The sequence below is a fragment of the Sneathiella aquimaris genome, assembly GCF_026409565.1.
Lineage (GTDB): Bacteria > Pseudomonadota > Alphaproteobacteria > Sneathiellales > Sneathiellaceae > Sneathiella > Sneathiella aquimaris.
This window is the reverse complement of record NZ_CP112881.1, coordinates 513,575-527,315: the sequence shown is the minus strand read 5'-3', so window position 1 is coordinate 527,315 and position 13,741 is coordinate 513,575. Positions and strand designations below refer to the sequence as shown.

Sequence of the window (13,741 nt, the reverse complement as noted above, 5' to 3'; positions counted from 1 at the left end):
CCTCCGGATATCAACGCGATCAATCGTATCAGGTTGATCGCTTGACAAATTGGGTCAGGATAACAATTTGCTGACCACTCACCCGGCCCTCAATATGCTGGGGGTTATCAGGTACCAACGAGATATTGCGAACGGCGGTACCTCGTTTCGCAGTAAAACCAGCACCTTTTACAGGCAGGTCCTTGATCAGGATCACTGTATCCCCCGCGGAGAGGACTGCACCATTGCTATCTTTGTGAATAACACGCGCGCCCTCGTCCTGATCCATGAGGCCCGCTTTCGCCCAACTAAGTTCCTCTTCTTCCATATACAGCATGTCGAGTAAATCCTGCGCCCAGCTCTCGGCTTTCAGACGATTCAGCAAGCGCCACGCCAGAACCTTCACAGCCCCAATATCACTCCACATGGTTTCGTTCAGGCAATGCCAGTGATGAGGGTTTAGATCGGTTTCATTGGCAGTTTGTGCCCGGCATGTTTCGCAGACAAGAGCGGAGCTCTGTGCGTCGGGAACACCGTCAAGCGAAACATCCAGCACACCAAGCGTGTCGGAGGCACCGCATAATTCGCATTTTGACTGACTTCTTTCAAGGAGATCGGCTTCAAGAGACATCGTTTATTCCGCAGAGTGAATGCAAGAACAGCAGAAAACCGTCCTCACGGATTTATTTTGGAGGACCCTATCAGACGGTTTGAGACAGGGACAGCCGAAACCTGTCCCTGCACCCTATTAATTATTGAGAATTTTGCAGATTAGGCAACGGACGTTACATCGACGTCCGCCCCCGAAATATCACCCGAGCTGAACTCAGCAACGACCGTATATCCATCGGCGCTTTCGTTATCATCATAATACAGACGGCTACCGTCAAAGATCAGCTTCGCTTCACCCGTGTTCTGAGCGCCTGAATAATCAGCATTGGTACCATCGAAAGCCACGCCTCCAATCGTCGAGAGAAAATCGTCCGCAGCATCGAAGCTCCCATTGAAATCAAACTCCAGACCGTCCAGAACCAATCTGTCCACGCCTGCCTGAAAATCCTCGATCACGTCGCTTGGGCCATTGAAGACAGTATTGAAAGCAACATCAACAGCGTCACTCAACGCATCAAAGAAGAAGCGGTCAACACCATCACCACCGCTCATGGTATCCAACCCTGAACCACCGGTTAGCGAGTCATTGTCGCCCCCGCCGTTTAGCACATCATGACCGATACCACCCTTTAGATCATCATTGCCGCTACCGCCGTTCAACGTATCGTCACCCGCGCCGCCCATCATCACATCGAAGCCGTCTGCACCGTTAAACAGATCATCATAATCCGATCCGGTAATCGCCTCGATGGAAGCAAAGAGATCAATGCCGGTTCCGTCATTGACGGTGCCCGCTCCAGAGCCGACATAGTCAACCTGAATGCCCTGATCACTGTCGCTATAATCCAGACGGTCATATCCAGAGCCCCCAAAAACCGTGTCGCTGCCTTCACCGGCAAAAATAACGTCTGAACCAGCACCGCCATCCAGACTGTCATCGCCCCCATTACCGACAAGAACGTTGGCAGAGGAAGACCCGGTAAGCATATCCCCCAGTGCGCCGCCATGGACTTCTTCAATACCACTCAATATATCCGAAAAACCAAAACCGTCGTTCAGGGCGATACCCGTTCCAAGATTGACGTCCACACTCTGAGTTTGTTCCGCACTGTTATAAAGGGCGATATCGTAACCCTCGCCACCCTCTATGGTATCGTTTCCAGCGAAACCGGCGAAGGTTTCAACATAATCACGATCACTACCGGTCAGGCTGTCTGCAAAATCAGAACCAACCGCGCCATTAATCCCGCCAAGCAACGTGTCACTTCCAACATTGGTCGCGCCCAGACTATCATTTGCAAGTCCAATCCCCAGATTGACAAGAACACCGCCATTCGCCAGCCTGTATTCAATTGTCGTGTTGCCGTTTCCTGCAATCAGGTCATTACCGTCATTGGCTTCAATGAAGATCCTGGCGGGTTCCTCATCCCCTGAAGGCGCACTAGCCAGTAATGTATCGTTAAACGCGGAACCAATGACACGTTCGACATTTTGAAGATTATCCGTGCCTGCACTGCCGGAAACCGCAAAATCACCGCTGAAACCAACAGAAATACCGCCACTTGCGCCCGCATAAGACGCCGTGTCCACACCCTCACCGCCATCAATGGCATCGTCACCAAGACCGCCAATCAGCAGATCGTCTCCTGCGTCACCAAACAACAGGTCATTTCCTGCACCGCCAGACAGAGTATCATCCCCAGTTCCGCCTAACAGGAGGTCATCACCATTTTCACCGCTTAGCAAGTCATCGATACCGGCATAACCAACAATCAAATCATTTCCATCGGTACCGCCCACTGTTTTACTGATTGTATAAGAATCATATCCGCCGGGGTTTAGCAGATGCGCAGTTGTAATGCTGCTAGCGCCGAAGAAATCATCAATGGTAAGGCTGGATCCATCTGTCTGATGAAAGACCAGATCTGAGCTGCCGACACGCTCTGCGTTCAGGAAATCTTCTATTTGGACACCATCATTACCATCGGTATCGACAGCGACATGATCACCATCTCCCAATCCGAGGACAAAAAGGTCATCCCCTTGTCCTCCTTCCAGACGGTTTACTCCTTCGCCGCCCATCAGGATGTCATTGGCATCTCCGCCAAGCAGGGTATCATTCCCACTTCCACCGCTCAGGCTATCGTCTCCATCGTCCCCGAAAAGAAGGTCATTCCCAGCACTTCCAAGGATTGTATCGTTCCCGTCGCCGCCCCGGACAATATCGTCACCAGCAAGAGCATCGATCAAATCACCATTGTCTGTTCCCGTTATTGAATCATTCCCCGGTGTCGGCACACCTGAAATACCATCATCCAAAATGGTCGTTACGCTGTCCGCCACAGCAGAGGTTACCGAAACTCCCGTTCCATTGATGTTACTGATTGTCAGGTTAAAGGTCTCATTGGGCTCAATGGCATCTTCACCCGCCAGCAAGAGATCAAAATCGATGTTTAGCGCGCCGCCCGTAAACGCTGCGGTATCGGATACGGTAACAGTAACGCTGTTACCATTCCCAGAGAAGGAGACGCCATCCGGCAGATCGTTTAACGCCTCTGCAAGTGTTTCCGATAGATCGGACGCATCCGCGGATCCAAAATCAACGGCCAGATCAAATTGCACTGAAGAGCCGACAGGCAATGACGCAAGCCCGACAGCCAAACCGGCAAGCACAATCGTATAGCTGGCGGCCTGCCCTTCCAGTTTAGACTGGCTGTTCGAGGCAAAGGACAGGGAGAGTTCATCCTGATCCTCGATAGTGGTTATAACAGAGGTATTTGCTCCCAGAACGGCAACACCACCATCTGAAATACCCGGATTCTCAAGCCCAAGCGAGAATGGCTCGGAGGCTTCAACACTATCGCCGCTGGTAAGCGCCAGAGAGAAATCCAGTTGGGAAACACTGCTGTCAAAGGTAACCGTGTTTCCAACAACAGTAACCCCGTCAACCAGCGCTGCGGCTGTCGCCAACGCCGCAAGAAGGTCACCGTAATCCTGCGTATCCGTATCGATATCCGTAAGTGTCACATCAACCGAAACGGTCTCTTCCGGGGGCATCGTTCCGCTGTATGTCAGGGAGTAATTTGCAAAACTTCCTTCGGATACGATCTCCTGATCCGTTGTCAGGGAGAAGGTGATAAAGGCAGGGTCAATATTTGTAACCGATGTCTGTATTCCATCATTATCGGTGTCAACTTCAGTGGCGACGCCCGTCTCTGAGGCGCTACCAGTCAGGCTGACAGAAAAACTTTCCGTTCCCTCTACAAGACCATCAACAAGGGTGTCTACCGTAAAATCAAGAGAGTTCACCGTGTGATCAAAAGTAAGGGTCGTCCCGTCCAGCGTCACACCTGAGGTCGCAGAGACGGCTGCGTTCAAGGCAGCGACCAAAGGCCCCAGATCCGACGCCTCTGTGCTGATATGATCAAGGGATACAGTGACACTGGCTGTCTCTCCCGCGGCCAGCGTGCCCGCATAACCAACGGTATAGGTAGCACCGTTACCTTCAACAACCACGTCCGAGCCGGTCAAACCGAAGACGATCCCGTCGGCCGCTGCATCAGAAATATTGGTTGTAACATTCCCGGTATTAATGGAGCCTGTCGCGACACCATCTACTTGGGAATTAAAGATAACCAACGAATAGTCTTCAGTGCCTTCAGCAAGGCCATCGACCGCAAGCGGGATGTCAAAACTAAAGGATTGAGGCGCGTTGCTTGAAAATGTCAGACGGTTCCCAACAACCGTCACGCCCGCCACTACATCCGCAGCAGCAGACAATTGATCATTCAGGGCTGCCGCAAGATCATCGCTCCCGGCGGACCCCGTCACTATAGCAACATCAATAGAGGCTTCACTTCCTGTTCCCAGAGTGACACCTGAAAAAGAAACTGTATAGGTTGCAGACTGGCCTTCGCCAACTATGTTGGACGTTTGTTCTAACGACCATGCAATATTTGCTGCACTCTGATCTGAAATTTCCGTGGTCACATCGGAATTCTTAATGGCCGAAAAAACACCCATTCCGGCGGGGCCGGATCCCCCAGGATTGCTCAAAACAACGTTATATTGTTCCGCTGTTTCAATCGGCAGATCCACTGGGATTGGCAACTCAAACGTCAAGGATGTTTCGGATCCGAAACCACCTTCAAACGTGAGCTGTCCCGCCCCGTTGAAGCTTATTCCTGCAGCCGCGTCGGCCGCTGATTGCAGGGCAGTCATGAGGTTTCCGTAGTCAGAAGATGATGTCTCTAAATCGGTGATTGAAACCTGAACTGTCGCCGATTGACCCGCAACAAGCGGAACACCGCCCAATGAAACTGTATAACTTGCAAGCCCTCCCTCATTAACAGCGGCATCTCCGCTCAGATCAAAGGTAACCAATGAAAAAGCATCATCATCAAAAGACACTTTTTCAATATCAACCAGAGTATCCGACTCCCCCGTATTCAGGTTCTCTAGTCTAAAACCGGTCTCTGTGGCGACCAGGCTGAAGTCACTGCTGCTACCGTCAAAGGCCGCAACATCCTGACCCGCGCCGCCAAAAAGCAGGTCATCACCAAATCCGCCAACCAGAGAATCCTGTCCTTCACCACCAAACAGCTGATCATCGCCGCCGCCGCCATAAAGGGTGTCATCCCCTTCTTGACCGTAAAGTGTATCCAGATCACCGGTTGTCGGGTCATCATCAATAATGCGATCGCCATAGATTTCATCGTTACCGGCGCCGCCATACAGCAAGTCCACACTGCCTTCACCGCCGGCGACAATATCATCTCCGTTGCCGCCATCGACGGTGTCATCACCGCCATCCCCGCTGACAAAATCATCACCGTCGCCGCCACTGACAAAGTCATCGCCCCCTGCGCCGGAAAGCGTATCATTGCCTCCAAACCCAAAAATGAAATCATTGGAAGGCCCGCCGATGAAGGTATCGTCGCCATCAGTGCCTGAGAAATCAAAATTGGATGGGTTGGTTACACCTGGCAAGCCATCATTATCAGGGTCGAAAGGATTAAAACCTGCGCCGCCGCCAATGCCGTTCGGATTTGGGATAAGGCCAATATCTTCTCCGGCAATTTCAGTGATATCCAAATTAGGATCTGCCTGATTAAGGCCCTGATTTGGGTCCCCCTCAACCACTTTGATAAAGTCTTCCAGATCCCCTCTATCGCCATCACCAGGTTCATCTGAAGGCTGGTTCCCGCCGCCTTCTGGACTTACATCCAGTCCTTCGCCATCTTCTTCCCGACCGTCGCGGATATTGATGGTAATATTCTGCGCATCCAGAATACGCTCGTACCGTGCCTGAATAGCGGCAATCGCCAGCTGCTCGACAGGGGAAAGGCCCAAGGATCCGATCAGGGCAAACTGGCCGGGATCCAGAATAAGCTGTTGCCCGTTACCGCCGGTGAAAACGGCACCATCCAGCACGGACACCGTTGCAGTACCATCCGGTGCGATATCGACGACAAATTCCGTTCCGCGAATACCAATTGATCCGTAAGGGACCTTGATTTCAACGTCATCATAATCGTTCTTGGCAATTTTTCCGGACACAAACGAAATTGCGCCTTTAAGGAAAGAAAGCCCAATGGCACCGTCATTGGATGAATTATCAAAAACAAACTCATCAATGGTCATCCTGGAGGACTCGCCTATCCCCAGAACAGAACCGTCTTTCATCAAGACGCCCAAGACGGCATCACTACCTGTCTCGATAATATCATTTTGGTAAATGTCGCTGCCGGGCTGAAGTGTTTCACTTGTTCCGTCTGCATGCTGAACTGTCGCCTGCCCTTCCAGACTTTCAATCGTCCCGACAGGATCCCCTAAATCGGTCCCGCTGGTTGTAGATTGCGCGACCTGACCGGGGCCTGCTAGGCGGGCAACAAAGTCGCCACGGACCATTGCACCATTTTCGTTGACCAAAGGAAGGTAGGGAGTATCAGAAAAATACCCATCAATAACCAACTCACGGCCGAGCGCATCCTCAAGCTTCAAATCCTGACCGTCGCGTGAATAAGCGGCATCCAGAATGAATGAACCCATGGGAACAGTATGCGCCGCCTCTATTCCGCGCTCAGCTCCTAATCCCAATCCTAGCGGATTAACTGGATCAGACGTTCCAACGTCAGTCGTTCCAACTTCAGTTCGATCAATAGCCATAATACCCCCTTGGCAGGAAAACCCACCGGAAAATAACGAAACCAAATTTGACTATTCGCAGCCCCCCGGAACGAAAAGACAAATTATCAAAACACGTCTTACTTGCCGTCAAACATCAAAACTGAAAATTACAGTTCCAGGTTCTCCGGGCTCAACTCACCAATGGCGAGCAATACTCGATACACAGCCGCTCGCGCTTCATAGGTTGCACCAACCTGAGCAATTCGAGCGTTATAAAATTCGTTCTCTGCATCCAGCACGTTCAATGCAGTTTCCTTGCCGCCATCCCTGAGGCGTTGGCGAGCAACAAATACTTCCGCGGCAATATTCACCGCGTTCTTCAGAAGGTTTTCCCGTTCCCGGGCTGTCTCCAATGCATCCCACGCGATCCGAACTTCTTCTTCGACTTTCTGCTTTGCAAATTGCAAAGAGGCCAGTGAGCCGCTGTGCCGGGCCGCCGCCTGACCAACACGAGCGTCCGTCAGAAAGCCTGAAAAAATTTCCCAGTTCAGTTCCAGCCCCGTAAAGAAGCTTTTCTCTGTTCCTTTTGTACCATCCACATCCCGTTCCCAGTCATAGCGGGCGACCGCATCAATTGATGGATAATAATCAGACGAAGCCTGTATTTTCTGGTATTCCGTATTCTCAACCTGAAGCTTCACGCTCTGGATCTGCAAATTCGTTTCCACCGCCCGAAGCAAACCGTCATCCAGCGTTGTTGGCATTTTCTCAAGCGGCGGAACCGCATCAAAGACACCGACATTGTTTGCAGGTTTACCAAACACCTGCAGATAACGAGATTTCGCCTCTTTCAACAGCCCCTGAAAAGCAACCCGGCGTTCGATCGCCCGTTGCAAGCGGGATTTGGCCTGCAGCACATCCACTTCAATTCCGGCGCCGCGTTGCACCCGTTCATCTTCAAGCCGCAATTGCTTTTTCAGCGTGTCTTCATTATCCCGCGCAAGCAAATCGAGGAACTGGAAACGCTCAACATTGAGATACGCAACAACTCCTTCATAAATCAGCTGCTGGGTCACAAATGACAACTCAACATCGGCAATGTTCTTTTGTGTTTCAGCAGAACTTATATCCGCTGTTGTCCTTTGCCCCTGAAACAGGTTTTGACGAACTGAAATACCCGCCTTGTAGCGGTCAGTATCATAGCGGCCATCCAATGACCGATTATCAGTCGTCTCCCAACCGGCATCGCCGTTGATTGAAACTTTGGGTAAAAAACCTGAATACGCTGCGTCAATTCCCTTTTCAGCCGAAACAATATTTTGCTTCCCCGCTGCAAGCTTCGGGTGATTTTCCAATAAATACTTCAGGTCTTCCTGCAAACTATCAGCGGTGGCAACCGATCCAGAAAACAAAGCCGTGCTTAACACTGCGACGCCCACCCCAATCCGAATAATATTCTTACACCCCGTAATCCGAAACTGCATAGTCTTCCCCAAAAGCACAAAAAATCTTGTATTCAGTTTGTTATTATTCCAAATTTTCGAACACTTTTAACTAATATTTAAGAAATATCCAAAAATACGGCACCTGTCTATCACACTTATTGCGGTTATTTTGTTTGCGAAATGTAAATACCCGTCCAGCTGTCATCGGGGGGGGTCTTTTTGAATTCCCGTATTCGGGCGACATACAGCCCAAAGAATTTATTCAACTCGGGGTAAATCGTCTGACATTCAACAGCCTTCTTTTCGGCTTCGTCCCACGCCCTTGCCCGGTAAAGAGCAAGCATTTCTTCATTCAGCACCTTCAATCGCTCGACACGACTGCCTAAAAATGCATCATGATGAGCGAGGCTTCCGAAAATCCTGACGGCACGGTCTTTTCCCTTCACCGCGATAACATCCAGCTCCAATAACGCCTGCTGGTCCACTTCCTCATAGGTCTCTTCGCCGACAATAATATCCATTCCATATTGCTTGCATTGCCCTTCGAGGCGGGATGCCAAATTCACTGCATCGCCTAGAACAGAATAGTCAAAACGCTGGTCCGATCCCATATTGCCAACCACGCACGGCCCGGTATTCAAACCGATACCCACCCTAATCTCGGTAAACGTCCCACCTTCTTCCTCGACCCTTAAACGACTGGTTCTATTAACTTCTTTAAGGCGACGCTGCATTTCCGTAGCGGCATTCAGGGCATTACGGGCATGCGCCTCATCTTCCAGCGGTGCATTCCAGAACGCCATAATACAATCGCCCATATATTTATCGATCGTTCCGCCATGTTGCAAAATCACATCCGTCATGGGGGTCAGAAACTGATTTATCAGGTCGGTCAAACCGACAGGGTCATCAGAAAATTTTTCGGATATTGCCGTAAAGCCTCGGATGTCACAGAAAAGAAACGTCATCCTGCGCACCTCTCCTCCGAGATGGAGACTATCGGGAGAATCCGTGAGTTTATTAACCATTTCCGGGGAAAGATAATGAGAAAAGGCGCTTCTGATCTGACTGCGCTGTTGTTCGGCGGACCGGAAGCCCGAATAGACTAGCGCGATATACATAAAAGTAACGGCGCCCATCAGGAAGGTTACGTCCATCAAAATCGACATTTCAATATACAAATAGGCCGAACATAAAACGGCCAGACCAACTGCAAAAAGAACAGAAAAAAATGTCGTTCTGGCTCCGAAACGAGGAACAAATACAATTAATAGGAGCCCAAACACAAGAATCACCAGCCATTCGACTGCTCGCATGAGGTCTCCCCGATACAGAAAATCACCTTCAAAAACCGTTTTCAGCATTTGGGCGTGAACTTCAACACCGGGCACCACAGAATTCACCGGAGTCGATCGCAAATCTTTGAGCCCTGTTGCACTGGTGCCGACCAAAACGAGCTTTCCCGCTATCTCGGCGGAACCAATCCTACCTTGTAAAATATCAACCGCAGGGAAGTAGTTTGCGTCATCAAATTTGGAATATCGGATCCACATGCGCCCATACCCATCCGTTGGGATAAGCGAGCGGGCAATAACGACCCCTTCGACACCAGCCGGATTGGACTTAACCAGAATATTGCGGCCGGTTGCAACACGCAGCATCTCCAAACCAAGGATAGGAATGAGCTTGTCACCCACCCTGTTCAAAAGCGGAATGCGCCGGATAATACCGTCAAAATCACTATCGAGTGAGAAGTTGGAGTAGCCAGCCGCGGCAGCCTCCAACACATCTACATTCCCCACATAATGCGCCGCGGGCTTTACGAATTTCTTTGGATTTACCCCCATAAAATTAACACTGGGCATTCGCTCCAGGGTTTCCGTTTGAAGGACTGAGGGATCATTGCTGATAAATCCGCCAAGCACCACACGACTATTCGCGATTGCCGCCGCAAAATTCTCATCGCTCCCCTTCATTTCAGAGAGTCTTTTCCGCGTTTGCGCATCCAACCCCTTCAATTGATTTGCCAGAACAGGCGGCGACAAACGATCTGGTTCAGGAAACACAATATCAAAGCCGATCACAACGGCACCCGCCTCGGTCAGCTTGGTAATCAGATCCGCAAGAACATCTCTCGACCACGGCCACTGGCCCAGCGCACCAATACTTTTCTCATCAATATCAACCACAACAACAGGAGATACCGTCTTTTCTATCCGCGGGGCGATCCGTTGGTAAATGTCAAAGGACCGGTTGCGAATACCTTCAATAAAGGGGGTGTTCAGATATTGCAGATACAGAATTGAAAGCAGAATGGCCCAGGCAAACTTCTTCCCGAGAGAGCCGGCGAAAACATCATAAAGACCATAAAAAAAGCGCACGAAGATATTTCTGTTTTTTGCACCCCTTTTATCCGACATTCTAGCGTTCCCTAAAACTTTCGTGGCGCATCTTCAGAACAGGCTGCAGCAGATATTGCATTACCGATTTTGACCCGGTATGGACATCCACCATGGCTTGCATGCCCGGCGTTACAAGGAGCTGATCAACCTTGTCTGCATTCCCTGTCTCTGTTTCCACAATAACCTTGAAAAATGTTTCCCCATCCGATGTTGTTGTGGAATCCGCCGCAATGTTTGAAACACGCCCTGACAATCCCCCATATGTAAAGAAATCATAAGCGGTCAGTTTCACGGTAACCTGCTGGCCAACCTCGATAAACGCACGATCGGCCGGGTTCAGTTTTGCCTCAACAACAAGAATATCGGAAGACGGGACAATATCCATGATCGCATCCCCCGGCCGGACAATCCCGCCAAGTGTGTTGATCCTCAGGTTTTTAACAATCCCATCAATGGGACTGCGAACAGTTGTGCGTGTCACCTGTTCACCCGCTGTTACCAACAGCTCTCGCAAACGGGCAATTTCAATTTCTGTTTTACTCAATTGCTCTTGGGCATCCCGGATAAAATTCAGCTTTTCTTCCTGTACTTTTTCCAAAAATTCAGAGGCCGCCGCTTTCGCACGGGGTATGGAAGGACCCAGTATCTTGAGCTCCCCTTCCAGCCGGGTCAGCGCTATTTCCAATTCAAGATGCTCAATTTTTGGGGTTAAATTGGCCGACAGCAATTCTTTGGACATGGAAAACTTCCGCCGGGCCACTTCCAGATCAGCCTGAATTGCTTTTTTCTTGATCTGTAATTGATCCACATCCAGCTTTTTTTGCTGGGCCTTGTCCTCTAGAATTTTGAGCTTTGAGCTGTGTTGGGCAAGCCGGGTTCGGTGGATATTTTTCTCCGCCTCCAGCACGGCTTTTACAACTTCGTCCGTTGTCTTTGGGTAATTGGGCGCACTATTTTCGCTTTCCGCAATCAAGCGAGCCCGCTTGATCAACAAGCCCTGCAACTGGGCGTTCAGGGCTTTTTCATTGATTGCATTGATGGCCAGATCCAAATGCATCAGCGGATCCCCCTCCTGAACCAGCTGCCCTTCCTTGACGAAAATACTTTCGACAATGCCGCCTTCCAGATGCTGAATAACCTTCACTTGGTCTCTTGGTACAACCTCACCCGGCAGGACAGCAACCTCTTCAAAAATGGCATATTGTGTCCAGATGACGAACGCCGTGATCATTCCGATCGCCAGCAGTCCAGCCCACCGCCAAGCGGAAAGAGGATATTTACGTTCCAGTTCAGCGTAATTGCTCATGCGCCCCAGGCCTCGCTCTTACCGCCTATTTTCGGGTCTTTTCCATTGCTGTCGCCATTTGCCGTCATTTGTCGGGATTTTTGGTCGATCGCTTTCAACACATCATCTCGAGGTCCACTCAAAATAATGCGTTTGCGGTCCACCAGATGGAGAAAATCAGTTGCCCCCAATAAAATCGGTGAATGCGAAATGACGATAATTGTCGCCTCTTCGGATAAGGTCTTCAACAGGTCGCGAAAGGCGTTTTCAGCCTGTCTGTCAAGGCTCGCAGTCGGTTCATCAAACAAAAGAACGGCTGGCTTTCCAACCAGAACCCGCGCTATCGACAAACGCTGTCGGATACCACCGGACAGGGCGGAGCCCGCCTCGCCGACATCTGTCCCATACCCATCTGGAAAGTTGGAAATCATCTGATGGATGCCGACCTTTGAACAGGCTTCGATAATGTCAGCATCAGAAATGTCATCCCGTAATCCGGCTATATTTTCCCGAATACTGCCTTGCAGCATAACCGTTTCCTGCGGAACATACCCAATCCACTGAGCAAGCTGCGACCGTGTAAACTGGCTGATATCTGCCCCATCCAGCAAAACCCGCCCGTCTTCTGGCATGTAAAGTCCTTTTAACAGCTTGGCCAGCGTACTTTTACCCCCCCCATTGGGACCCATGAGCATATGAACGGCATTTGGTTTAAAGTCCACAGACAGGTTTTCCAGAACAGGCTCTCCGTCTGAGGCATATTTAAACGTAATATTCTCCGCCTTCATATACCCTGTTGGCTGATCGGGGAAAATGGTTTCCACTTCTCTTTCCGTTGGCATTTTCATGACCTCGGTCAAGCGGGTCATGGATTGGCGAAAAGAGGCAAAGTTTTTCCAGGCGCCCACCAACTGACTGAACGGACTGATCACCCGATTTGACAGCATATTGGCCGCGATCAAGGCGCCGATGCTCAGTTCCTGATTAATAATGGCCAAAGCGCCAAAACTGGTGATAACGACAGTTGTTGAAAGGGTCAGAACCGTTCCCGCATTGATAAAACCGTCCTGACGAACACCGCGCTTTAAAGACTGTTCAACCGTATCTGCAAACACGGCTTCTGACATTTTCGCCAGCCCACGGTCCAGCGATAACGCCTTCACCGTCCCCCGGCTGCCGATCATATCGCCAATGATAGAGTCCCGACTGCGCCGACTGTTCTTCTCAGCATCGCTGGCTTTGGCGACCATCTTCCCGGAGATAGCCGCCAGCAAGATAAAAATTGGAATGAAAGACAGGAAGACCCAGGCGATCGGTTTCGCAATTATAAAAATCAGAATAATGAATAAAATGGCAAAGGGTAAATCCACCAGCAGCAGGAAAGGCGGACCCGCGACAGTATTTCGCACCGTGTCCGTATCGCGGAAAAGTCCTAACCAGTAACTGGTAGACCGATTTTCCAGATGACGCAAGGGCAACGCCCATATCTTTTTCATCAATAAGTCGGAAAGGCCCATATCCAATCGCAGCGCGACACGCTGGATAAGCCTGCTTCTTATCTGGCGCAGTAGAAAATCAAAAAGAAGGGCCAGCGCAACACCGCCCACGAGCCCCTGTAGGGTTGCGATATTTCCAAAAGCAACGACCCGGTTATACACTTGCAGAACAAACAGCGGAATAACCAGCGCCAGTATGTTGACGAAAAAAGAGTAGAAAATAAGCTCAATAAGCTGTGGCCGGATCGTCTGACGTATTGCCGCAAACCATCGGGTACCTCCAACCATTTCCACCCCTTTCAGCCAGACTATAGAACATTCAAGCCTAGTTAATCATATCGACAGACCATTGAACAATTTTGGTTTCTTAAGCGGTCTGCAATTCCCAATTAT

6 protein-coding genes are annotated in these 13,741 nt (G+C 50.3%); all 6 read right to left on the bottom strand.

Annotated elements, in window-relative coordinates:
* Positions 1–28: 28 nt before the first annotated feature.
* Entirely contained in the window at positions 29–610 is a 582-nt protein-coding gene (locus tag OIR97_RS02370) for a PhnA domain-containing protein (protein ID WP_169544111.1), read from the bottom strand.
* A gap of 140 nt (positions 611–750) precedes the next feature.
* Positions 751–6,759 carry a FecR domain-containing protein gene (locus tag OIR97_RS18685; protein WP_169544110.1) on the bottom strand — a complete coding sequence of 2,003 codons (6,009 nt, stop codon included), beginning with the start codon at positions 6,757–6,759 and terminating at the stop codon, positions 751–753.
* Positions 6,760–6,887: 128 nt separating this feature from the next.
* Entirely contained in the window at positions 6,888–8,204 is a 1,317-nt protein-coding gene (locus tag OIR97_RS02350; protein WP_169544109.1) for a TolC family outer membrane protein, read from the bottom strand.
* Between the two features lie 125 nt (positions 8,205–8,329).
* On the bottom strand, positions 8,330–10,585 hold the full coding sequence (locus tag OIR97_RS02345) for a CHASE2 domain-containing protein (RefSeq protein ID WP_169544108.1): 2,256 nt from the start codon (positions 10,583–10,585) through the stop codon (positions 8,330–8,332).
* 1 nt (position 10,586) lies between these two features.
* On the bottom strand, positions 10,587–11,873 hold the full coding sequence (locus OIR97_RS02340) for an HlyD family type I secretion periplasmic adaptor subunit (protein ID WP_169544107.1): 1,287 nt from the start codon (positions 11,871–11,873) through the stop codon (positions 10,587–10,589).
* Positions 11,870–13,636, bottom strand: coding sequence for a peptidase domain-containing ABC transporter (locus tag OIR97_RS02335; protein WP_169544106.1), 1,767 nt, complete (start codon positions 13,634–13,636; stop codon positions 11,870–11,872). The genes OIR97_RS02340 and OIR97_RS02335 overlap by 4 nt, the downstream gene beginning before the upstream one ends.
* Positions 13,637–13,741 lie beyond the last annotated feature (105 nt).